17 protein-coding genes are annotated in these 22,762 nt (G+C 55.0%); 15 read left to right on the top strand and 2 right to left on the bottom strand.

All coding sequences use genetic code 11. The features are described 5' to 3' along the window. Positions 1–18: 18 nt before the first annotated feature. Complete coding sequence (locus F3I47_RS08895; RefSeq protein WP_009089238.1) at positions 19–633, bottom strand: phosphatase PAP2 family protein; 615 nt, start codon at positions 631–633, stop codon at positions 19–21. A gap of 284 nt (positions 634–917) precedes the next feature. Here F3I47_RS08895 and udk point away from each other — a divergent pair, with 284 nt between their 5' ends. The 3 genes from udk (at position 918) to asmA (ending at position 4,058) form a co-directional block, all read left to right on the top strand. Next, positions 918–1,559, top strand: a complete 642-nt coding sequence (udk, locus tag F3I47_RS08900) for a uridine kinase (protein WP_009089240.1) — start codon at positions 918–920, stop codon at positions 1,557–1,559. A gap of 81 nt (positions 1,560–1,640) precedes the next feature. Beyond that, positions 1,641–2,222: a dCTP deaminase gene (dcd, locus tag F3I47_RS08905; protein WP_009089244.1), complete on the top strand. Its 582-nt coding sequence runs from the start codon at positions 1,641–1,643 to the stop codon at positions 2,220–2,222. 12 nt (positions 2,223–2,234) lie between these two features. Beyond that, positions 2,235–4,058, top strand: coding sequence for an outer membrane assembly protein AsmA (gene asmA, locus F3I47_RS08910; RefSeq protein ID WP_140922975.1), 1,824 nt, complete (start codon positions 2,235–2,237; stop codon positions 4,056–4,058). A gap of 13 nt (positions 4,059–4,071) precedes the next feature. On the opposite strand, the gene F3I47_RS08915 is transcribed toward asmA, so the two are convergent. Continuing rightward, positions 4,072–5,643, bottom strand: a complete 1,572-nt coding sequence (locus F3I47_RS08915) for a TerC family protein (RefSeq protein ID WP_140029034.1) — start codon at positions 5,641–5,643, stop codon at positions 4,072–4,074. Positions 5,644–6,440: 797 nt separating this feature from the next. Between F3I47_RS08915 and wbaP the strand changes: the two genes are divergently transcribed. The 12 genes from wbaP to F3I47_RS08975 all read left to right on the top strand — a co-directional run bounded on the left by wbaP (position 6,441) and on the right by F3I47_RS08975 (position 22,566). After that, the gene (wbaP, locus tag F3I47_RS08920) at positions 6,441–7,874 is read left to right on the top strand and encodes an undecaprenyl-phosphate galactose phosphotransferase WbaP (protein ID WP_009089249.1); all 1,434 of its coding nucleotides are present in this window, start codon (positions 6,441–6,443) and stop codon (positions 7,872–7,874) included. A 287-nt stretch (positions 7,875–8,161) separates the two neighbouring features. After that, complete coding sequence (locus tag F3I47_RS08925; protein WP_009089251.1) at positions 8,162–9,301, top strand: polysaccharide export protein; 1,140 nt, start codon at positions 8,162–8,164, stop codon at positions 9,299–9,301. Positions 9,302–9,310: 9 nt separating this feature from the next. Then, positions 9,311–9,745, top strand: coding sequence for a protein-tyrosine-phosphatase (locus F3I47_RS08930; protein WP_009089253.1), 435 nt, complete (start codon positions 9,311–9,313; stop codon positions 9,743–9,745). Between the two features lie 12 nt (positions 9,746–9,757). Beyond that, positions 9,758–11,935 carry a tyrosine-protein kinase Wzc gene (gene wzc, locus F3I47_RS08935; protein WP_009089255.1) on the top strand — a complete coding sequence of 726 codons (2,178 nt, stop codon included), beginning with the start codon at positions 9,758–9,760 and terminating at the stop codon, positions 11,933–11,935. A gap of 277 nt (positions 11,936–12,212) precedes the next feature. Continuing rightward, entirely contained in the window at positions 12,213–13,349 is a 1,137-nt protein-coding gene (locus tag F3I47_RS08940) for an EpsG family protein (protein WP_009089257.1), read from the top strand. 112 nt (positions 13,350–13,461) lie between these two features. After that, positions 13,462–14,379, top strand: coding sequence for a glycosyltransferase family 2 protein (locus F3I47_RS08945; protein WP_009089259.1), 918 nt, complete (start codon positions 13,462–13,464; stop codon positions 14,377–14,379). Positions 14,380–14,448: 69 nt separating this feature from the next. Beyond that, on the top strand, positions 14,449–15,201 hold the full coding sequence (locus F3I47_RS08950) for a glycosyltransferase family 2 protein (protein ID WP_046102193.1): 753 nt from the start codon (positions 14,449–14,451) through the stop codon (positions 15,199–15,201). Positions 15,202–15,247: 46 nt separating this feature from the next. Further along, positions 15,248–16,282: a glycosyltransferase gene (locus tag F3I47_RS08955; protein WP_009089262.1), complete on the top strand. Its 1,035-nt coding sequence runs from the start codon at positions 15,248–15,250 to the stop codon at positions 16,280–16,282. A gap of 82 nt (positions 16,283–16,364) precedes the next feature. Next, positions 16,365–18,581 (top strand): phage tailspike protein, encoded by a 2,217-nt coding sequence (locus tag F3I47_RS08960; RefSeq protein ID WP_009089264.1) that lies wholly within the window; start codon positions 16,365–16,367, stop codon positions 18,579–18,581. Positions 18,582–18,738: 157 nt separating this feature from the next. After that, positions 18,739–20,001 (top strand): colanic acid biosynthesis pyruvyl transferase WcaK, encoded by a 1,263-nt coding sequence (gene wcaK, locus F3I47_RS08965; RefSeq protein ID WP_150028846.1) that lies wholly within the window; start codon positions 18,739–18,741, stop codon positions 19,999–20,001. A 4-nt stretch (positions 20,002–20,005) separates the two neighbouring features. After that, a complete protein-coding gene (locus F3I47_RS08970; protein WP_111208253.1) occupies positions 20,006–21,229 on the top strand; it encodes a glycosyltransferase in 1,224 nt (407 codons plus the stop codon). Continuing rightward, positions 21,226–22,566 carry a lipopolysaccharide biosynthesis protein gene (locus tag F3I47_RS08975; protein WP_009089269.1) on the top strand — a complete coding sequence of 447 codons (1,341 nt, stop codon included), beginning with the start codon at positions 21,226–21,228 and terminating at the stop codon, positions 22,564–22,566. Before F3I47_RS08970 ends, F3I47_RS08975 begins: the two co-directional genes overlap by 4 nt. Positions 22,567–22,762 lie beyond the last annotated feature (196 nt).

A 22,762-nucleotide genomic window follows, 5' to 3' on the forward strand; every position in this document is an offset into this window, starting at 1 on the left:
CGATGGGCAGCCTGTTGATTACTGGCGAAAAAGATCGGCCCGGGTATAGGGTTTTTCCAGACCCGCCAGGCTGGCGGAGAAGCGCTCCAGAAACTGCTGGGTAGTGGCAACGCGACCGTGACTCATCAGGACAAAAGGCACGAGCAGCGCGGCCCCGATTTGCGGCCAGCTGAAGCCCTTTAGCGCGGTGCGGCGCTGGGAGATCAGAAACGCGGTGCTCAGCGTGAAGCCCAGCAGCAGACCGGTCGCCACCTCACTTTTCGAGTGTGCGTGGATAACGAGACGGGAGAAACCGACCATCAGCGGGATCAGATAGCCAACGCCAATCGCCGCCACGCGCAGCAGCGCAGGCCAGCGCCCGGAGATTAGCCACAGCATCACTGGCCACAGGGTGGCAGACATGGCGCTGTGACCGCTGAAGCCGGTAAAGTTGAAGCGGGCGCTGCCGATGCCAAAGCCCAGAAACAGAATTTTAGAAAGGCTGACGGTCAGACCGGCCAGGCCAAATGCCACAATCCAGTAAAACACCGTAAGACGGTTATCACTCTTCCACGGCAGAATCAGCGCAATAATCACCGCTGTCGGAATCAACAGCATGCTGTCGCCAAAATAGGTCAAAGTCTTCCAGTGCATACAACTCCTGATGCATCATTCGGTGGTCACGTTCGCGACACGAGTTATCTGAACGGCCCGCTGCGCAGGCCATTTTTTTCTGAGTAGGGGGTGACACTAGTTTATCGGTGAAATGAGTGGCGTCCAAAGGAGAAAGTCTGAAAAGTCGCAGACGCCATTTCTCTGGCATCAAAAGGCCGAAATCCCTATACTTAGCGCGAACACACCCTCTCCATTTCGGCCCGTCAGCTGCCCGCGTAATGTGTGACCAGTGGCAGGCTCCAGTTATCAGGTCTTAAAAAAGTATGACTGACAAGTCCCATCAGTGCGTGATTGTAGGCATTGCCGGCGCTTCCGCATCCGGTAAAAGTTTAATTGCCAGCACGCTCTATCGTGAAATCCGTGATCAGGTTGGTGGCGAGCATATCGGGGTTATCCCGGAAGATGCGTATTACAAAGATCAAAGTCACCTCACCATGGAAGAGAGGGTTAAAACCAATTATGACCATCCGAGCGCGATGGATCATGATTTACTGCTGCAGCACCTGCAGGCCGTCAAAGCCGGGCAGGATATTGAGCTGCCGGTGTATAGCTATGTTGAGCACACCCGCACCCAGGAAACGCAGATCCTCAAGGCGAAGAAGGTGATTATCCTTGAGGGGATCCTGCTGCTGACCGACGCGCGCCTGCGCCAGGAGCTCAACTTCTCCATCTTCGTGGACACGCCGCTCGACATCTGTCTGATGCGCCGTATGAAACGTGACGTCAATGAGCGTGGCCGCTCCATGGATTCGGTGATGAGCCAGTATCAGAAGACCGTGCGCCCGATGTTCCTGCAGTTTATCGAACCGTCTAAGCAGTACGCGGATATCATCGTGCCGCGCGGCGGCAAGAACCGTATCGCCATCGATATCCTCAAGGCGAAAATCAACCAGTTTTTTGAATAGTTCACGTCCCTGAGGACGTGAGGCAGACCGGCGGCAGGCACGCCTGCCGGTTTGCTACACTCATGTCATGGAGTTACCGCAATGAGATTATGCGATCGCGATATCGAAGCCTGGCTGGATAGCGGCAAGCTGGCGATTGAGCCGCGTCCGCCGGTCGAGCGCATCAACGGCGCCACGGTCGATGTACGCCTGGGCAATCAGTTCCGTACCTTCAGCGGTCATACCGCAGCCTTTATCGATCTGAGCGGCCCGAAACAGGAAGTGAGCGCGGCACTGGATCGCGTGATGAGTGATGAGATCGTGCTGGCGGATGGCGAAGCCTTTTTCCTGCATCCGGGTGAACTGGCCCTGGCGGTGACGCTGGAGTCGGTGACGCTGCCGGACGATCTGGTGGGCTGGCTGGATGGTCGCTCTTCGCTGGCCCGGCTCGGACTGATGGTGCATGTCACGGCGCACCGCATCGATCCCGGCTGGCAGGGACGGATCGTGCTGGAGTTCTACAATTCCGGTAAACTGCCGCTGGCGCTGCGTCCCGGTATGCTTATCGGCGCGCTGAGTTTCGAGCCGCTTTCTGGCCCGGCTGCGCGCCCTTATAACCGTCGTGAAGATGCCAAATATCGGGGTCAGCAGGGCGCTGACGCCAGTCGTATCGACAAAGACTGATCTGAGGATTTGATGAAAAGAGTGATAACCACGCTGGCCATCCTGTTAGTGGTGGTCGTAACGGGAATGAGCGCGCTGGTGCTGCTGGTCAATCCCAACGACTTTCGTGCCTATATGGTGCAGCAGGTCGAACAACGCAGTGGTTATCAGCTTCAGGTCAGCAGCGATCTGCGCTGGCACGTCTGGCCGCAGCTCAGCATTCTCTCCGGCCGGATGAGTCTGACCGCGCCGGGTGCCAGCCAGCCGCTGGTCTCGGCCGACAATATGCGGCTGGATGTGGATCTCTGGCCGCTGTTATCCCATCAGCTGAGCGTCAGCCAGGTGTTGCTGAAAAATGCGGTGGTGCGCGTCACGCCAGACAGCGCTGCCCGGCTGAGCAAAAATGCTCCCCAGGGACCCCGTGATGCCGATCCGGTTGCTCCCTCCGGCGGCTGGTCGTTTGACATCGCTAAACTGCAGGTGGCAGACAGCCTGCTGATCTGGCAGCAGCCAGGCGGCGACGAATACAATTTCCGCGACCTCAACATGAACATGGAGCAGGACGCGAACAAGCAGGCGACGCTGGCGCTGAGCACCACGCTGATGCGCAACCAGCGCAACGCCACTGTCACCCTCAAAGGTCAGCTGGATGCCGCCCAGTATCCTCATCGTCTCACCGGCCAGCTCCAGCAGTTTGATTACACCCTTTCCGGTGCCGATATCCCGCCTCAGGGCATTAAAGGTTCGCTGACCCTGCAGGGTGAATGGAATGGCGACCGCCAGCAGTTTGCCTTCAGCAACCTGCAACTCACGGCTAATGACACCACGCTGACCGGTCAGGGTGAGGGTCATATTGCGCCGCCGCAGCGGCTGGCGCTGGATCTGAAAGCGACCACGCTGAACCTCGATAATCTGCTGAACGGTGCCCCCGTTGCCGAGACGCCCGGCGTGCAGCGCGCGACCGTCGCACGGTCGCCGGTGATTGCTGCGCCGCGTGAAACCCGCAATGCCGATTCCCCGCTGAACGAGATGGATCTGGCCCTGAAATTACAGGCGGACAGTGCGGTCTGGCGCGGACTGTCGCTCACCGGCCTCACCGTCGATGCCATCAACCAGCAGGGGCTGATGACCCTGAACACCCTGCGCGGCAAACTGGGCAATGGCAGTTTCTCGATCCCTGGCAGCATTGATATCCGTCAGCCGGAGACGCAGGTGGCCCTGAAGCCCCAGCTCCGGCTGATTGCCATTCAGCCGCTGTTGAAGGCATTTGCGCTGCCGGAGAGTCTGCAGGGCAATCTGAGTCTTGATGGCGAACTGGCCGGCGACACGCTGAATGTCGAGGCGGCCAAACGTCGCTGGCAGGGCAGGGCGACGATCAGCGCCAGTAACCTGAAGCTGGCTCAGATTAACCTTCAGCAGATGGTGCAGCGCGCCGTGGCGCGGGTGAGCGACAAAGTCAGCAATACTGAGAAGGCCGATGAAGGCATTGAGTCGATCAGTGCGCAGGTCGCCCTGAATAAAGGTGTGCTCAGCTTCAGCGACATCGAAGGCAATGGTCAGGATCTCGGCTTACAGGGCGCGGGCAGGGTGGATCTGGCGCAGCGTCAGCTGGATGTCACGCTGGGGCTGAAAATCAGCGGCTGGCAGGGCGACGACGCGCTGGTGAAGACGCTGTCTGCTCAGCCGATTCCGCTGCGTATGTATGGCGACTGGGACAGTCTGCAATATTCACTGCCGGTGGATGCCGTGCTGCGTGACCGGTTGCAGAGTGAAGCGAAATCCCGGCTCAATCAGTGGATCGATCGTCAGAAAAATGACGAGAACAAACAGAACCTGAAGAAAATCCTGCGCCCGTAACGGGCGCAGGATCTTACACCTCCTCAACAACAGGGGGCTGGAAGAGGATCTCCACCTTCTGAACCCGGTGGTTTTCAACCTGTAGGGTTTTCAGCAGATAGTCGCCCAGCTGCAGAGCATCGCCGGCCTGCGGGATGTGTTGCAGCTTATCCATCAGTAATCCTGCCAGCGTATGATAGTCGCGCTGTTCATCCAGCGGCAGCTTCACATAGAGCGCCAGATCTTCCAGTGGCATGTGGCCGTTAGCCACCCAGTGGCCTTCAGCCAGAATCTGAATATCGTAACGGGCGTCGATTTCACCGGCTTCGTTCGGCAGATTGCCGGCGATAGTTTCCATCACATCACTCAGGGTGACGACGCCCTCCACCGAACCAAACTCATCCACCACAAAGGCGAAGTGCGTGTGCGCCTGGCGAAACTGCTCCAGCGCCTGCAGCAGCGTCAGGCGTTCAGGAAACACCAGCGGCTGGCGGATCAGGGCGCGCAGGTCGAGCGACACATTGTGCAGTGACTGATGCAGCAGATCGATGACGTGAACCACGCCGAGCGGTTCGCTGGAGTGGTCGGTAATCAGGATCCGCGTGTGCTGATTGCGGTCAAGGCGTGACATGATCTCTGCCGGGTCGTCACTGAGATCGATATGTTCGACGTCATGGCGCGAGGTCATGATGCTGTTGACGTGGCGCTGACCCAGGCCCAGCACCCGGGCAATCATCACCCGTTCCTGCCGGTTAAACAGCATGCTGTCATCGCTGTCTGCAATCAGTGACGAGGTCTTTGCGTCCAGCTCCGCCGGTTCCGCCGCGCCACGCAGCAGTCGCAGCACCGCCTCCGCCGTTCGCTGACGCAGCGGGCGGCCCGCCGAGAGGACCCGCCTGCGGTTGAAGTGAGCCAGCTGGTTCAGCGCCTCAATAATTACCGAGAAGCCAATGGCGGCGTAGAGATACCCTTTCGGGATCACAAAGCCAAAGCCCTCCGCCACCAGACTGAAGCCTATCATTAGTAAAAAGCTTAAGCAGAGGATGACAATCGTCGGATGGCTGTTCACAAAGCGGGTTAAGGGCTTACTGGCCAGCAGCATCAGCAGAATGGCAATCGTAACCGCAATCATCATAACCGGCAGGTCGTTGACCATCCCGACGGCCGTAATCACGGCATCCAGTGAAAAGATGGCGTCCAGCACCACAATCTGCGCCACCACCGGCCAGAATTTAGCGCCGCCTTTTTGTTGACCGCTCTCTTCATCATGGCCTTCCAGCCGCGCATTCAACTCTGTTGTGGCCTTAAATAACAGGAAAATCCCGCCTGACAGCAGCAGCAAATCGCGCGCACTGAAGGGATGGCCCGCCAGCGTAACCCAGGGTTCCTTCAGCGTAACCAGCCAGGAGAGCGAAGCCAGCAGCAGCAACCGGCACAGCAGCGCCAGCAGCAGTCCGATCACGCGTGCCCGGTCACGAAGCGGCCCGGGAAGCTTTTCAACCAGAATGGCGATGAAGATCAGATTGTCGATACCTAAAACCAGTTCCAGAACGATTAGCGTTACTAATCCTGCCCAGAGCGAGGGATCCGCCATTACGTCCAGCATCTCGTGTTCACCTGAATATTTTAAATTGCGTTTTCTCTGATGATAGTGGAGTGCGAAGCCCGGTACAAATGGCAGGGCAGGGGCGTTGCAGCCGAATAGCCCGGATTTATCGTGCAAAAGATGAGCATAACGGTGTGACGGTTTGATTAACTCTGCAGAGGGGAGGGGAGATAATTCTTACTCATTCTGCACCGTGAAAACGATATTCACCTGCGGGGCTTATGCGATTTATCGCAGCGGGAGTATGGCATTAATCCGAATTATTACGAAAGGATTGCACTGCCTGTCTGGCTTCAATACTAATCGCTGGTAGTCTTTTTCCTAAAATAGTCCAGGGATAGCGGGACCTGCTTGTAAACAAGCCAGTAATAACTAGTATAGCAACAAGTTAGCAAACTCTTCCCCAGAGTCGTAATTTGCGTACCAATTCGACATTAATCGCAATGTCCGGATTGCGTAATTTGAGCGCGAACGTCTGTATGATGCGTTCCGGTAACGCTGACGCATTATGGGGAGCAATATGAATGATGACAGCGATATTGGCAGCGACAGCCAAGGGCGGTAGCGTGCCTGAATCGTGTTTTTCGTTGATAAAATGAGCAGCGCTGGCGGTGATTAAAGTCAGAGTAATCTGTTGGTATTCATCACAATATTATTGGATTTATGGTTAAGATCATGGGCGTAAACGCCGCAGGAGCTCCCCTTAGAAACGGCTCAGTCTGAAGAGGCTTCATCGTTCAGCGATTAAACAGGCGATAGCCGTTGCGGGTTAAAGGAAATAAAATAAAGAGTTAAATATGCGCGATACACAATTTACGTTTAAAAGTCTTATTACCAAATTAACGCTGGCCTGTTCAGATTTAATTTGTTTCAACGCAGCTTTATTTATAGCGATGATGCTAATTAATGTTCAGTCAGATTCGCCGCTGGCAGATATTTCTGAAAAAGAAATGAATCTACAAATTGCCACGCACATTTGTCTGTCAATTATTTGCATCGGCTGGTTCTGGGTAAGACTTCGTCACTACACTTACCGCAAACCTTTCTGGTTCGAATTAAAAGAAGTTTTTCGTACCATTCTTATATTTTCTGTTATTGACCTGTCGATTACCGCGCTGTCGCAGTGGCAGATGTCGCGTTTTGTCTGGCTGCTGACCTGGGTACTGGCGCTGATTTTCATTCCAACCTGTCGCGCCCTGGCAAAACGTCTGCTTAATAAAAATGGCTTGTGGAAAAAACAGACCATTATTATTGGCAGCAGCAAAAATGCCCACGAAGCCTGGCAGGCGCTGCAAAGCGAAGAGGTAATGGGCTTTGACGTAGTGGCCTTCTATGACGTTGATGGAACCTGCCCGCAGGAGATCATGAATGGCGTGCCGGTGCTGCGCGACGAGCAGGAACTCTGGCATCTGGCCAGCAGTGAAACCCAGTTCATCGTGGCGGTGGAGTTTGAGCAGAGTCAGTACCGCGATATGTGGCTGAAGTCGCTGGCGATGCACAACTGCCGTTCCGTCTCCGTTATCCCGACCCTGCGCGGTGTGCCGCTCTACGGGACCGACATGGCCTACATCTTCAGCCATGAAGTGATGATTCTGCGTGTTCAGAACAACCTGGCGAAACGCACGTCGCGCTTCCTGAAGCGGACATTCGATATTGTCGGTGCGCTGTCGATTATTCTGATGTTGATGCCTGCGCTGCTGGTGCTCGGCTTCCTGGTCGGCCGTGATGGTGGACCGCCGATTTATGGTCACGAACGTGTAGGAATGAATGGCCGTAAATTTAAATGCCTGAAGTTCCGTTCGATGGTGATTAATTCCAAAGAAGTGCTGGAAGAGGTCCTTCGTACTGACCCGATTGCACGTGCGGAATGGGATAAAGATTTCAAACTTAAAAATGATCCACGTATTACTAAAGTGGGCCACTTCATTCGTAAAACCAGTCTGGATGAGTTACCTCAGCTCTGGAATGTGGTGCGCGGTGATATGAGCCTGGTCGGTCCTCGTCCGGTCATTGAAGATGAACTCTGCCGTTATGCTGGTGATGTTGATTATTACCTGATGGCTAAGCCAGGCATGACGGGATTGTGGCAGGTCAGCGGTCGTAATGATGTTGACTATGAAACCCGCGTCTATTTCGACTCGTGGTACGTAAAAAACTGGTCACTGTGGAATGACATCGCCATTCTGTTCAAAACAGTGGGTGTCGTCCTGAAACGTGACGGTGCGTATTAAGTGTGAGTCGAAAGGAGTGCGTTAACGCGCACTCAGAGGTGTTGTGCCGTTGTCAGGCGTGTCGTTGTTGGCGCCATCGTCAGGGATATCGTCGTGCATTATTGGTCTACTATGATGCACGGCACGCAGATTCGCCCTGACAGATGGCGACAACGTATAACAAGTGGAGCAAGGATAATGAACGACAGGTTCAGAGCTTAAGTCAGGCAGGATTTACTTTTTTTGTTGGACGCTTACACAGCGGCGGTTTCGCCTCTATCAATAAATAACTGATAGCGAAGATCTAAATGATTACAATCAAAATGAAATTGATACCCTTGCTGGTATCCGCCACATTCCTCAGCGGGTGTACGATCGAACCAGGTCAGCGCCTTTCTACGTCGGGAAAAGATGTCATTGAGCAGCAGGATAGCAACTTTGACATCGACAAATACGTCAACGTCTTTCCGTTAACCCCTTCACTGGTTGAGAAGATGCGTCCTAAGCCACTGGTGGCCCAGGCGAACCCGACTCTCCAGAACGAAATTCAAAACTACGAATACCGTATCGGTGTGGGCGATGTCCTGACCATCACGGTCTGGGATCACCCGGAGCTGACCACCCCAGCCGGTCAGTATCGTAGCGCCAGCGACACCGGCAACTGGGTACACTCAGACGGTACCATCTTCTATCCTTACATCGGTCGTGTGCGTGTCGCGGGCCGTACCGTCGGCGACGTTCGTAACGAAGTCGCCCGCCGCCTGGCACAGTACATCGAAAGTCCTCAGGTTGATGTCAGCATCGCCTCGTTCAAATCACAGAAAGCCTACGTGACCGGTTCAGTCACCACCTCAGGCCAGCAGCCGATTACCAACGTGCCGCTGACGATTCTGGATGCGATTAACGCCGCGGGCGGCCTGGCTGCCGATGCAGACTGGCGTAACGTCGTGCTGACGCACAACGGTCGTGAGCAGCGTGTCTCTCTGCAGGCGCTGATGCAGAATGGCGACCTGAGCCAGAACCATCTCCTCTATCCGGGCGATATCCTCTACGTTCCGCGTAATGACGATCTGAAAATCTTCGTCATGGGCGAAGTGAAGCAGCAGGCGACCCTGAAAATGGACCGCAGCGGCATGACGCTGGCGGAAGCGCTGGGTAATGCGGCCGGGATGGATCAGACCACCTCTGACGCCACCGGTGTCTTCGTTATCCGTCCACTGCACGGTACCGATCGCAGCAAGATTGCCAACATCTATCAGTTGAACACCAAAGATGCGGCATCCATGGTGATGGGCACCGATTTCCAGCTTCAGCCTTACGACATCGTTTATGTCACCTCTACACCGCTGACGCGCTGGAACCGTGTGATCTCGCAATTACTACCAACCATTGCGGGTATCAACGATGTGAGCGAGAGCGCGCTGCGTATCCGCAACTGGTCGAACTAAGGTCTGACCATGATTACGTCCGTGTTAGTCGTTTGCGTCGGCAATATCTGCCGCTCTCCCACCGGAGAGCGCCTGTTTAAACGCGCGCTGCCCGATTTGGATGTTCGTTCTGCTGGCCTGGGGGCGCTGGTAGGCCACCCGGCCGACCAGACAGCCTCTGACGTCGCCGCTGCGCAGGGTCTGTCGCTGGACGGTCACCAGGCGCAGCAGCTGACGGCCGAGATGTGCCGTCAGGCCGATCTGATTCTGGTGATGGAAAAGCGACAGATTGAACAGGTGAATCGCATCGACCCCGCTGCGCGTGGCAAAACCATGCTGCTTGGGCACTGGCTCAATCAGAAAGAAATTGCGGATCCGTATCGAAAAAGCCGTGAGGCCTTTGAAGAGATTTACGGGTTACTGGAAAACGCTACCCAGAAGTGGGTCAACGTATTAAGCCGATAGTTGGGATTATCCATGAATATAAAAAATAAGGTCAGAACCGCGCCGGGAGAGGAGTCGAATGGATGGGATCTGGCGCATCTTGTGGGACAGCTAATTGATCATCGCTGGATCATTGTTGCCGTTACCGCTTTTTTCATGCTGGCGGGAACACTCTACACACTGTTTGCGACACCGATTTACAGCGCAGATGCGCTGGTTCAGGTTGAGCAGAAGAACGCCAGCACCGTTCTGAACGAAATTGACAGCATTCTGCCACCGACCCCGGCGTCTGATACGGAAATTGAGATCCTCGAATCCCGTATGGTCATCGGCAAAACGGTTGACGATCTGGGTCTGGATACCGTGGTTGAGCAGAACTACTTCCCGGTTATCGGTAAGGGTCTGTCGCGCCTGATGGGGAATAAACCTGCCAGCATCGCGATTTCCCGCCTGGAAATCCCACGCACCATCGACAAGCGTAACGTGGAACTGGAAGTGACCGGCCCGCAGAGCTACACCGTTTCTAAAGATGGTGATGAGCTGTTCAAGGGTAAAGTCGGTCAGCTGGAGTCGCACGGCGACGTCACCATGCTGGTCAGCGAGATCCACGCTGACGAAGGCACCAGCTTCACCGTCACCAAGCTGAACGACCTGCAGGCGATCCGTTCTGTTCTCTCCAACCTGACCGTAGCTGACAAAGGTAAAGATACCGGCGTGCTGGGTCTGGAGTACCTGGGTGAAGATCCGGAGCAGATCAGCAAAGTCCTGAATCAGATCGTGAACAACTATCTGCTGCAGAACGTTGAGCGCAAGTCTGAGCAGGCCGAGAAAAGTCTGGAGTTCCTGCGCACTCAGCTGCCTGCCGTTCGCAGCAAGCTGGATGATGCGGAAAACAAACTGAACGCCTTCCGTCGTCAGAACGAATCGGTTGACCTGTCACTGGAAGCGAAATCTGCCCTGGACTCTTCTGTCAGCGTGCAGAGCCAGCTGAACGAACTGACCTTCCGTGAAGCGGAAGTCTCTCAGCTGTTCACCAAAGATCACCCGACCTACCGTGCGCTGCTGGAAAAACGTAAAACGCTGGAGAATGAGCAGGCTCAGCTGAACAAGAAAATCTCTGGCATGCCTCAGACTCAGCAGGAAATCCTGCGTCTGACCCGTGACGTTCAGTCTGGTCAGGAGATCTACATGCAGCTGCTGAACCGTCAGCAGGAGCTGGGCATCAGTAAAGCGAGCACCGTGGGTGATGTCCGCATCATCGACAGCGCGCAGACAGCAAACGCGCCGGTCGCACCGAAGAAGATGCTGATCATCGCCGCAAGCCTGATTCTGGGTCTGTTCGTGTCGGTCGGTCTGGTTCTGCTGAAAGCGCTGCTGCATCACGGCATCGAGAACCCGGATCAGCTGGAAGAGCTGGGCATGAATGTCTATGCCAGCGTGCCTTTGTCAGACTGGCAGCGTAAGAAGGATACTGAAGCCCTGGCGCGTCGCGGCAGCAAGGTGAAAACCGATCCGCACGAAACGCTGCTGGCGCTGGGTAACCCGACTGACCTCTCTATCGAAGCGATTCGTAGTCTGCGTACCAGCCTGCACTTCGCCATGATGGAAGCGAAAAACAACATCCTGATGATCACCGGCGCCAGCCCGGGTATTGGTAAAACCTTTATCTGTGCCAACCTGGCGACCCTGGTCGCGAAAGCGGGTCAGCGTGTCCTGTTCATCGATGGCGACATGCGTCGTGGCTACACCCACGAACTGCTGGGCGCGGATAACAAATCAGGCCTGTCCAACGTCCTGTCCGGTAAAACGGAGTTCAGCCCGGCGCTGATTCAGCAGGGTGTATACGGTTTTGACTTCCTGCCTCGTGGTCAGGTGCCACCGAACCCGTCTGAGCTGCTGATGCATCGTCGCATGGGTGAGCTGCTGGACTGGGCGAGCAAGAACTACGACCTGGTATTAATCGATACGCCACCTATCCTGGCCGTTACCGATGCGTCAATTATCGGTAAGCTGGCAGGCACCTCGCTGATGGTGGCGCGTTTCGAAGCCAACACCACGAAAGAAGTGGACGTCAGCTTCAAACGCTTTGCCCAGAACGGTATTGAGATTAAAGGTGTGATCCTCAACGCCGTGGTGCGTAAAGCGGCCAACGCGTATGGCTATGGTTACGACTACTACGCCTACGACTACGGCAAGACCAACAAAAGCTGATCATTGAGTAAGCAACAGGGGGCGGTCTGACCGCCCCTTTTTATCGTCCCTTTGAATGACGACACGCATCAATTGACACAGGTTATTCTGTCCGGACCCGGAAAAGCGATAAAACGATAAATCGCATGGCGAGCGTCACTCAACAGACTTCATCTCCAGCAGGGCATCGCCCGCACGTCATTTATGATCGTGCTCTCTGGCTCGCGGAAAAGCCGGCCGGGAAGGCGAAGCAGGATGATTGCTGGCATGAGAACTTGTGGAATTAAGGAATCACACCATGGCTCCCTATTGGTATGTATCAGGCTTTTTACTGCTGCTTGCGCTGTTTGAAATCGCGCTAAAAAAAGACGAACGCACAAATCATATTCTGACCTGGCTGCTCTGTGTGGCCGCCATACTGTTGATTGTTTTCGGGGGGATTCGCGGTCTTGGCACCGGCATGGATGATTTCCAGTACCGGAGTTTCTTTGAAGACTTTGTCAGACGTATCGAGATTAACGGCTTCTTTAAAACCGTCGCATTTTTCCGTTATGAACCGCTGATTTTTGCGATCGCCTGGCTGACCAGCCTGTTTTCGCACAACGCCAGCATCTTTCTGTTTGTCTTCTGTGCGATTGCCGTTTTCATTAACACTTACTTTTTCCGGAAGATGTCACCCTATCCGGTGCTGGCGCTGATGCTCTATTCGGCGCACATCTTTATCAACAAAGACATCAACCAGATTCGCTTTGGCCTGAGCTCGGCGCTGTTCCTTGGCGTCCTGTGGTCGATCTATCTCAAGCGCTACTGGTGGGCGTTTGCCTTCTTCGTGCTGTCATTCACCAGTCACAACACCGGAATCATGGTCGTGACGCTGGTGCCGTTCCTGTTTATTCGTGACTGGCGCTGGTGGCCGGTGATCATCATCGTGGCCAGCCTGCCGCTCTCCGTCGTGGGCGGTTCCAGCTTTATTGCCCTGATTGCCGGACATCTGGGATCGCTGGGTGAGAGGGCGTCGGGCTATAACAATGACCCCTCTTATGCGATGGGTGGCAGTATCCTGGCGGTGTCGAACCTGAAAAACATCATGCTGGTGTTTGTGTTTTTCTATTTCATGCTGACCGATGAGCTGAAGCGCGAAAATTACGCCCAGTATCGTCTTAACTATCTGCTGATTTTAAGTTTTGCCATCGGCGGCGCGATCAGGATCTTCCTGTACAACTTCCCATCCGGTTCGCGTCTGTCTAACTATCTGCAGCAGGTTGAACCGATCATCCTGACCTCGCTGATTTATCAGGCCAGACGGTCATGGAAACCCGCGCTGTTTGGCATGCTGGTGTTCTTCCTGCTCTATTACCTCTACTACAACACCATTTCAACCAAGCAGGCGGTGACCGGCTATGAAGTGGCGCGGGAGTTTTGGTTGATTCACTGATTAACGGGCGGCTGGACTCTCCAGAGGCAGCCGCCTGTCAGATCCCCGGTTTTTCTTCGACGGTTGTCGACTGAACTGTTTATTTTTGAATTATTTTGATGAGGTGCTGGCCATGAAGGACATTCGTTTCTCTATCGTAATTCCGGCTTATAACGCGTCAGAATCGATTGTCACGACGCTGGATTGCGTTAAAGCTCAAACGTATCGCAATTTTGAGGTCATCATCGTTGATGATAAGTCGGCGGATGCCGCAGCGCTGGCGGACGTTGTTCGCAGCGAACGCTATCAGGAGCTGGATATCAATCTGGTGCTCTCTGAGGTGAAACTTAACGGCGCCGGTGCGCGCAACAAAGGCATTGAGCTGGCCACAGGCGACTATGTCAGCTTCCTGGACGCCGATGATGAGTGGGCCGCTGACAAACTGCAGCAGGTGAGCGAGAAAATCGCGCAGCTGGAGGGGCAGGGCAGACAGAAATTTGTCATCTTCAGTCAGGTCAATATCTATCAGGATGGATCGTTCCTGAAAGTGATGCCGATGCAGCCACCAGGCAAAAACGAAACCGTCGCCGAGTATCTGTTCGGCTGCTACGGCTTTATCCAGACCAGCACCATCGTGCTGAAGCGGGAAGACGCGGCAAAAATTCAGTTCGATACCCGCTATATCCGCCATCAGGATTATGATTTCTGCATTCGTGCCGACCGCATGGGCTATGACTTCGTGATGATTGCCGCGCCGCTGGCGAACTATCATCTGGTCACCAAATTTGGCTCCAAGCACAAAGGCGAATCGGTGAAATATTCGATGTTCTGGCTTGATACCATGAAGCCGCATCTGACCCCGCGTGATATCCACACCTACAAAGCCTTTAAGCTGCCGCTGCGCTACAAGATGGATGGCAAGTCGCTGATGGCGAGCCTGAGCTTTGCCCGCTACTTCTTCCTCACTAACAAAGATAACCGTGCCTATTTCATGAACCGGGTCAAAGACAAGGTCAGAGCACGTTTCGGTGGTGAGAAAGCGATCTCCTGACGCGCGGCGCGTCCCGCTCTGCTCCTGATATCAGGAGCCACTCTCTTTTCATTTAATTCAGGGTTGAAGATGAAGACTTCTGTTGGAACCGTTGGCATTGTGATGCCTATGTATAATGCCCGTCAGACGGTATTACGCGCCGTGCAATCGGTGATCAACCAGCACTATACCGACTGGCACCTCTATCTGGTCAACGATAAATCCACTGACGACTCGCTGGCGTTTGTGCGTGAGCACTGCCAGGACCCGCGCATCACCATTCTGGACAACGCGGTCAACATGGGCGCAGCAGAGACCCGCAACGTCGGGCTGCGTGCGGCCACGGAAGAGATTATCGCCTTCCTCGACAGTGATGATGAATGGCATGCGGATAAGCTGACTCAGCAGGTGGCCGCCATTGAGGCCGGTGATGATTTTGTCATTACCGAGTATCACTACAAAACCCGCAAGGCTGAGCACGACATCACCTACGGCAAACCTTATCTGCAGCAGGAAAACTTCGTGAAAAAGCAGTATCGCGTCTGTTTCTCTTCCGTCTGCTTCCGCCGCCCGCCTCAGGGACTCTTCTTCCAGCGCAAAGGGCACGAAGATTTCCTGTTTCTCTATGAGTTGTTCACCCGCTACAAGCAGGCACGCGTAATTCAGACGATTCTGGTCAACTATTACGAGTTAGGGGATTCCCTTTCGCGCAATAAGAATAAAGCGGCCCAGTGGCACCTCGAATTATTAAGAATTATCTATAAAAACAATCCTTTAAAAATCTATTACTATTACGCCTGGTATATGGTGAATGGTGTGCTGTTTACCCTTAAGCATCGTTAAGCTCGTCGGCAGGATTGTCTTTAAAATTTGAGGTGGATAGCGTTTCATGAAAAAAATTGTCCTGGTGATCAAAGATGCTTACTCCTATGCGGGCACCGAGAACATCTGTAACTTTATGTCAGAATGTCTTGGCGAAACGCATGACGTCACCATCTACTCGCTGGAAGGCAGCGGAAAAACCTTCTACCCGTTTGAGCATGTCAAAGAGATTGTCAGCTTTGAAGGGCAGAGCAACCCCATTAAAAGCGCGGTTGCCCGAATCCATGAAGAGGGTTTCGACACCGTCTTCCTGATCAGCATGGGCCGCCTGAGCGTGATGTTCGCCTTCTGGAATCTGCTGCTGATGAAGAAGAAGCGTGGCAAAGCCTACGCCTGCGAACACATCGCCATTAACTCCTTCAGCAAACCGATTAAGTTCCTCAAGTTCCTGCTGCTGCGCTACTACGACCGCGTGATTGTTCTGACCGACAAAGATCATCAGGTGTTCAGCCGCTGGCGCATTCCCAGCATGCAAATCCCCAATCCGGTGGTTTACAAAGGCTATCAGCGCCAGACCCGATCCCGTCAGGCGCTGGCCGTCGGACGTCTGGATAACCAGAAGGGGTTTGACCTGATGCTGGATATCTGGCGCGACTTTGCCAGAAAACACCCGGACTGGACGCTGGTGATTGCCGGTGATGGTGAACTGCGTCAGCAGCTGCACGATCAGGCGGCAGTGCTGGGGATCACCGACAGCGTGAAGTTTGTCGGCAAGGTCAGCAACATCAATGACTACTATCGCGACAGCGACATGGCGCTGATGACCTCCCGCTATGAAGGATTGCCGCTGGTGCTGCTGGAAGCGAAATCCTGGTCACTGCCGGTCGTCGCCTACGACTGCCCGACCGGGCCTCAGGAGATCATCAACCACGGCGAAGATGGTTTCCTGGTGCCCATGAATGACAAAGCCACGTTTCTGGCGCGAATGGAGCAGCTGGCGACAGATGATGCGCTGCTCTATGCCATGAGCGAAAAAACGAAACAGACCGCGCTGAAATTCGACGGTAATCAGATCAAAAAAAGCTGGCTGTCATTGGTTTAACCGGAGCTGGAAACGCTCACTTGCGACGTGCCTCAGGGACACCGCCATGGCCAATGGCCTTATTGACTACGGGAATTGATGCATGAAAAGAAGAGAAGTGTTACAGACCGCCGCCTCCGCTCTGGTGGGGGCTCTCTCCGTGAGCACCTTTTCCAGCTACGCTGCTAAAAGTAACGGCATTGCCCTGAAACCGGTTGATGCCACCGCCGTACCGAAAGGAGACGTGCCGATCCTGACGCCGGAAAATGTTTACGCGATGCCACCGCAGTTCTGGCAGAGCTTTGAGGGTAAGCTCTGGATTGGTAAAGCCGGTGTGGATGCCAGCAAGCCTGGCAACCAGATTCCGGTCTTCCTGCGTGACGCCAGCGGTAAGGTCTCCGAGATTGCTCAGCCTATCGCGTTGAACAAGGGCAACTTTGCGCAGTTTATCCAGGATAATGCTGCGCTGATTGCCGATCCTTCGCATTCGATGACGGTAGAAGATAATAACGGGCAGACCCTGTTTAACATCGCGGATGTCAGTCGCCCGGGCGCCGCTGATTTCAGTCAGCGCCTGTCACAGCCAGCGGGTTATCAGCTGATTGGCGAGATCCCGTCCGTGGCGGAGTTACGCAAGACCCGTCCGCTGTTTGAAGGGGCCAAGATCAAACTCAAAAGCTGGCACGAGGGACGGGAAGTGGGCGGCGGCGAGTTCGTCGGCAGCTTCCAGCCCGCGCAGAATGATGGCGGCGTCAACTTTGCCGGTGACGGCTTTCACTGGCGTCGTGTGGTAGACGATTTCAACCGCCTGACGCTGTTTGATTTCGGTGCCATCGCCGATGGGAAAACCGATACGGCACCCGCCATTATGGCGATGTTCCAGTGGTCGCAGCAGGCGAACCAGCAGATCTGCGTTCAGTTCCCGGCCGGGACCTTTATGGTCTCGGCATGCAACCTGGGCGACAAGTATCTCAACTTCTTCCGCATGTCCGGTGCGATGGTCAACTTTGGTTACTTCCCGGCGACCACCCTCGTTTCCGATGGTAAGTCAGAGTTCGTCTTCCAGATGAATGCCCGCCGGGTCGAGCTTTCCAACCTGATCTTTAACGGCAACAGCGATAAGAGTCCGAACCAGCAGGGCTTTTTCCACAACATCTGCCCGGGCGGACAATATTTCCGGGGTGCCTGCCTGCGCTTTAACGCCGTCGGCGGTACCGCGATCAGCCTGCAGGATACCCTCGATTGTAAAATCGACCAGTGGTACGCCTCCCGCTGCAGCGGCGACGTCATCAAATCGGGCTGGTCAGGACAGAAGCAGGGCAAATGGGACCACAGCACCGCTATCGAGCTGTCGAACTTCAACGCGCAGTACTGCCGTGGGGGCAAAGTCCTCAACCTGCCGCGCTGCGGTCAGTCGATTATCCACAACGGCTGGATTGAGCACTGTGACAACCCGGGCGATCTCTCCAACGGTCAGTGGATCGTTGATGCGCTGAGCCTGGAGGATTGTAAGAACCCGCTGATTGCCCACAACACCCGTCTGAATATGCGCCAGACCAGCCTGCAGTCGGGCAGCTGGATCGATAACTCGATGCAGGGCGATCGTCTGCTCAGCATCTGGGAGATGGGGTCGACCCGCGTTGAATCTTACGGCGTCGCGCTGGATGGCAGCCTGAAGTACAACTACATCACCTCGCGCTGGCGTCTGGAGAACAACACCAACCAGGAGACCTGGTTTGATCTCGGCAGCCTCTACTCACCCACGGTGGGCGACTCCTGGGAGATCGAAATCTTTGGTCAGGCGCAGTTCAGCAACGGCAGCGGCGACAAGCCCCTGATGAACCTGATCAGCGACAAAACCACCGGTGGCCGCGCCGTGATCCACGTGCAGCGCAAGAAAGACCTCTCTGAAGCGAGCTGGTCAGCCGAAGGCAGCAGCCCGGTCCTCGATGTGCGCTATGTCGCTGAACATGACACCGACGTTCGCCTCTTCGTCAAACTGGCGGGCTGGACGCCGTCGGCCGCCGTGCTGGTGAAAACCACCGGCAAGGATCGCTTTGTTACCGGTCGCTGCGCGCGCGTTAACGCGCGGATGGAGCCAGGCAATCCGCCGGCGGGCGATAAGACCAAACGCGCGCCGCAGCGCTTCAGTCTGCACAACGGCAAAGCGGGTGTCGGGGCCAACGAGCAGGGCGATCTGCTGATGGCGTCGCGTCCGCTCTCTGCCGATCAGGTCGATACCAGCAAGCCGGAAGGCTTTGTTTCCGTGGTCATCAACGGGAAACAGGTTGCCCTGCCTTACTTTGCCATTAAGTCATAACCCTTGCATGACGGCCGCCACAACGGAGGCGGCCGGTTTTAACAGGAGCGGTACCTTTGGGTGCGTTATCCCGTAAGCATTATTTTGAACAGAGCTCATTTTGCCCATGACGGATCCGGGCGGCTTACAGAATTAAAAAAATTTATTCGGAGTTGTTATGAAAATTTTATTGGTGGGTAACCATACGTGTGGGAATCGTGGGGATGGCGCGATTCTTCGTGGACTGATTGATTCAATGAAGTCTGCACGCAGTGATTTAGACATTGATGTGATTAGCCGTTATCCAACCAGCTCCGGTTATCTGCTCCAGCAGGATATTCAGCAGGATGCGCTGTTTCTGCACAACAGCAAGTCAGGAAAAGGTCTGGTCGGTTCGTTTAAGCGTAAAGTCGCGAACCGTCTGATGCCCGACATCATGATGGCGCACCTGGGCAAGGGCGGCGTCTTTAAGTCGTTTGCCGTGCCACCGCACCTCAAAGCCTTTACCGAAAGCCTGGCGAAATATGACGCCATTATTCAGGTTGGCGGGTCATTCTTCGTCGATCTCTATGGCGTCACCCAGTTTGACCACGCACTTTGTGCGCTGATGGCGAAAAAGCCTATTTACCTGATTGGTCACTCGGTGGGCCCGTTCCAGAACCCGCGCGTCAATGCGCTGGCGAACTTTGTTTTTGATCGCGTTAACAGCCTGGTTCTGCGTGAGTCGGTCAGCCTCGATCTGATGAAACGTGATGGCGTGACCAGCTCGAAAGTCGCAGCCGGCGTCGACACCGCTTTCCTGGTGCGCGCGCGTGAAGTGGAAAATCCGAGCCATAACCTGCTTCACTGGCAGGGGATTATCAGCAGCCGTAAAACCATCGCCATCACCGTGCGCGAACTGGCTCCGTTTGATAAACGTCTGGGCGTCACACAGAAAGAGTATGAAGCAGCCTTTGGTCGGGTGATCAATGCGATGATCGCAGAAGGTTACCAGGTCGTGGCGTTCTCCACCTGTACCGGCATCGACAGCTATGCCAAAGATGACCGCATGGTGGCACTGACCCTGCGCGATCACGTGGAGCAGCCTGAGCATTACCATGTCATCATGGATGAGTTTAATGACCTGGAGCTGGGCATCCTGCTGAGCCACTGCCATCTGACCATCGGTACCCGCCTGCACTCGGCGATTATCTCCATGAACTTTGGCACCCCGGCCGTGGCGATCAACTATGAGCACAAGTCGATGGGTGTGATGAACCAGCTGGGTCTGCCGCAGATGGCAACCGATGTGAAAAGCCTGATGGATGGCTCGCTGATCGACAAGGTGAAGAGTGTGCTTGCCGACTACGACGACATTAAGCTGAAGGTCAATACGGCCGTTGCGAATGAAAGGGAAATTGGCAACCGGATCACTGAAGAGATTCTCAAAGTATTAGGGTAATGTGATGAAACTGACTTTTTTCACCATGCGTTTCCCGGTTGCCTCTGAGACATTCGTTCTGAATCAGGTAACCCATTTTATTGATGCCGGTTACGAGGTGGAGATTATTTCAGTCTTTCCCGGCGATTTAGTGAACCGGCACGCCGCGTTTGATGAGTATGGTCTGGCGGCGAAGACGCATTATCTGCTGCCGGAAGAGAAGATCTCGATTGTCGATAAGCTCAACCAGCGCATCAGGCTGGTGCTGCCGAACGTGACCAAACCGTCGCTGCTGCGTTCGCTGAACATGCGTCGTTATGGCGCGCAGTCCAGCAAGCTGCTGCTGCCGTCGATCGTGGCCAATGCGAAGCAGACCTTCACCGCGGATGTTTTCCTGGTGCATTTCGGCTATGCCGGTGCGCTGGCGAATAAGCTGCGTGAGCTGGGCGTACTGAAGGGCAAGCAGGCGACCGTGTTCCACGGCGCCGATATTTCCCGTCGTCACATTCTGGAAGAGCACAAGCTCGACTACGTCAACCTGTTCCGCCAGAGCGAACTGATGCTGCCAATCAGCCACCTGTGGGAAAACAAGCTGATTGAGATGGGCTGCCCGCCGGAAAAAATTCATGTGACACGCATGGGGATTGAGCCAGAGAAGTTTAACTTCCAGCCGCGGCAGGCATTTCACAAGCCGCTGCGTATCGTTTCGGTGGCGCGTCTGACCGAGAAGAAAGGACTGGATGTGGCGGTGAAAGCCAGCGCTATCCTGAAGCAGCGGGGCGGTCAGTTCCAGTACACCATCATCGGCAATGGCGATCAGGATGAGATGATGCGTGATTTCATCGCCCGCGAGGGGATGGAAGATTGCGTCAGTATGCCGGGCTTTAAACCACAGGAGGAGATCCGTCGTGCGCTGAGCGAAGCGGACATCTTCCTGCTGCCCTCCAAAACTGCCGCCGATGGCGACATGGAAGGGATTCCGGTTGCGCTGATGGAGGCGATGGCGGTCGGCCTGCCGGTGGTCTCCACCTTCCACAGCGGTATTCCCGAACTGATTGAGAACAACGTCTCCGGCTGGCTGGTGGAAGAGGACGATCCCGAGGCGCTGGCAGAGACGCTGCTTAAGCTCTCTGAGGGCGAAGTGGATGTGGCCCCGGTGGTCGCTGCTGCGCGGCATAAAGTTGAGACGGAGTTTAATCAGCATATCGCCTATGGCGAACTGGCACAGATTCTGGAGCGACTGGCGTGAGTGGATTTAAGTCACAGGCGATTTGGTTGTTTGGCAGCACCTGCTTTTCTGCGGTGCTGCAGGTTGCACAGCTGAGCTTTCTCGCCCGCAAACTGGAAACCCACGAGCTGGGACTGCTGGCCATCATCAACGCCATTCTGGCGGTGGCGGGTGTCCTGCAGGATATGGGGATGAGCAGTTATCTGGTGCATCGCCAGAACATCACCCGCCGTGAGCAGAGCACCATCTACTGGGTTAACGTATCACTCAGTCTCTGCACCGGCCTGATCATGCTGCTGATCGCTTTCCCGGTGGCCTGGTTCTATCACCTGCCGGAGCTGACGGGGCTGATCATGCTGACCAGTCTCAACTTCCTCGTGCTGGGACATCTGTCGCAGTATCAGGCGCACTACATCAAGACCAAGCGGATGGTGTCGCTGGCGAAGATTGAGATGGGCACCAAGCTGTTTGCCTTCCTCTGTGTGGTGGCAATGCTGGAGTTCACCTCACTGACCGTAGCGGCAGCGATTCTCGGCCTGTTCATCAATGCCTTTACCCGTATCCTCTGCATGATTGCACTGGGGGAGAAGTCATGGCGCCCGACGTGGGAGTTCGACAAAGCGACCTTCTTCGGGGCGATTCGCTACGGCAGCTACCAGCTTGGCTCCCAGACCATTAACCAGCTGCGCACCCAGGCGGATGCGCTGGTGGTCGGTAAGGTGATGGGCGCTGAGATGCTGGGTGTCTACTCGCTGGCAAAAGAGCTGGTGCTGCAACCGCTGAAGCTGGTGACGCCGGTCATCAACCGTCTGGCGCTGCCGCGCTTTGCTGAGAAGCAGCACGATGCTGAGCAGCTGAAAAAGCTGTTCCTCAAGGGGACGCTGGGGATCATGCTGTTCAGCAGCGCGATGTACCTGGTCATTGGCATCTTCTCGCCGGTGATCGTCCGTATACTTTATGGCGCGTCACACGAGCAGGTTTACCACCTGATCCCGCTGATGCTGCTGTTCGGTATGCTGCGGCCGATGGGGGGACTGACCGGTGCCATTTCGCAGGCTAACGGACGCACCAACGTCGAGTTCTACTGGAACATCGTGGCGAGTATCGTGGTGCTGGGCGTGCTGGCGACCACCTTTATCTGGCCTAACGTGCTCTATGTGGCGCTGACGCTCTCCATCTCGCAGATCCTGATCTCGGCGCTGGCTCACCCGTTCTTTATCAAGCCGGTAATTGGCATTCGTTTTATGCCCTATGCCCGGCAGTGGGTGGCGGTGTCGGTGGTCTTTGTCGGCCTGATGGTGCTGGTGAACCACTTCAATCTGTTCATCATGCCGGAGTGGTTTGAAGGCTGGCTGTAATCATCACACAGCGATATTAACGGGTGACCTCAGGGTCGCCCGTTTTCATTTATGGCTGGTCTCAGCCATGCAACGAACAGTGCTGCAGATCACAGTAGCAATCTGCGATTACTGATTGTCTTTACTCAGTTTATGGTATCGCGTGCAATGGGCAAAATGCCGAATTTCTAAGTTATGACAGAGAGTTACTGTCCGC

Source organism: Pantoea sp. M_10 (assembly GCF_008631515.1).
GTDB lineage: Bacteria > Pseudomonadota > Gammaproteobacteria > Enterobacterales > Enterobacteriaceae > Pantoea > Pantoea anthophila.

What these genes read in the sequence shown, in the direction of transcription:
- F3I47_RS08895 (WP_009089238.1), bottom strand. Translation starts at nt 633, where the DNA reads ATGCACTGGAAGACTTTGACCTATTTTGGCGACAGCATGCTGTTGATT.
- udk (WP_009089240.1), top strand. Translation starts at nt 918, where the DNA reads ATGACTGACAAGTCCCATCAGTGCGTGATTGTAGGCATTGCCGGCGCT.
- dcd (WP_009089244.1), top strand. Translation starts at nt 1,641, where the DNA reads ATGAGATTATGCGATCGCGATATCGAAGCCTGGCTGGATAGCGGCAAG.
- asmA (WP_140922975.1), top strand. Translation starts at nt 2,235, where the DNA reads ATGAAAAGAGTGATAACCACGCTGGCCATCCTGTTAGTGGTGGTCGTA.
- F3I47_RS08915 (WP_140029034.1), bottom strand. Translation starts at nt 5,643, where the DNA reads ATGCTGGACGTAATGGCGGATCCCTCGCTCTGGGCAGGATTAGTAACG.
- wbaP (WP_009089249.1), top strand. Translation starts at nt 6,441, where the DNA reads ATGCGCGATACACAATTTACGTTTAAAAGTCTTATTACCAAATTAACG.
- F3I47_RS08925 (WP_009089251.1), top strand. Translation starts at nt 8,162, where the DNA reads ATGATTACAATCAAAATGAAATTGATACCCTTGCTGGTATCCGCCACA.
- F3I47_RS08930 (WP_009089253.1), top strand. Translation starts at nt 9,311, where the DNA reads ATGATTACGTCCGTGTTAGTCGTTTGCGTCGGCAATATCTGCCGCTCT.
- wzc (WP_009089255.1), top strand. Translation starts at nt 9,758, where the DNA reads ATGAATATAAAAAATAAGGTCAGAACCGCGCCGGGAGAGGAGTCGAAT.
- F3I47_RS08940 (WP_009089257.1), top strand. Translation starts at nt 12,213, where the DNA reads ATGGCTCCCTATTGGTATGTATCAGGCTTTTTACTGCTGCTTGCGCTG.
- F3I47_RS08945 (WP_009089259.1), top strand. Translation starts at nt 13,462, where the DNA reads ATGAAGGACATTCGTTTCTCTATCGTAATTCCGGCTTATAACGCGTCA.
- F3I47_RS08950 (WP_046102193.1), top strand. Translation starts at nt 14,449, where the DNA reads ATGAAGACTTCTGTTGGAACCGTTGGCATTGTGATGCCTATGTATAAT.
- F3I47_RS08955 (WP_009089262.1), top strand. Translation starts at nt 15,248, where the DNA reads ATGAAAAAAATTGTCCTGGTGATCAAAGATGCTTACTCCTATGCGGGC.
- F3I47_RS08960 (WP_009089264.1), top strand. Translation starts at nt 16,365, where the DNA reads ATGAAAAGAAGAGAAGTGTTACAGACCGCCGCCTCCGCTCTGGTGGGG.
- wcaK (WP_150028846.1), top strand. Translation starts at nt 18,739, where the DNA reads ATGAAAATTTTATTGGTGGGTAACCATACGTGTGGGAATCGTGGGGAT.
- F3I47_RS08970 (WP_111208253.1), top strand. Translation starts at nt 20,006, where the DNA reads ATGAAACTGACTTTTTTCACCATGCGTTTCCCGGTTGCCTCTGAGACA.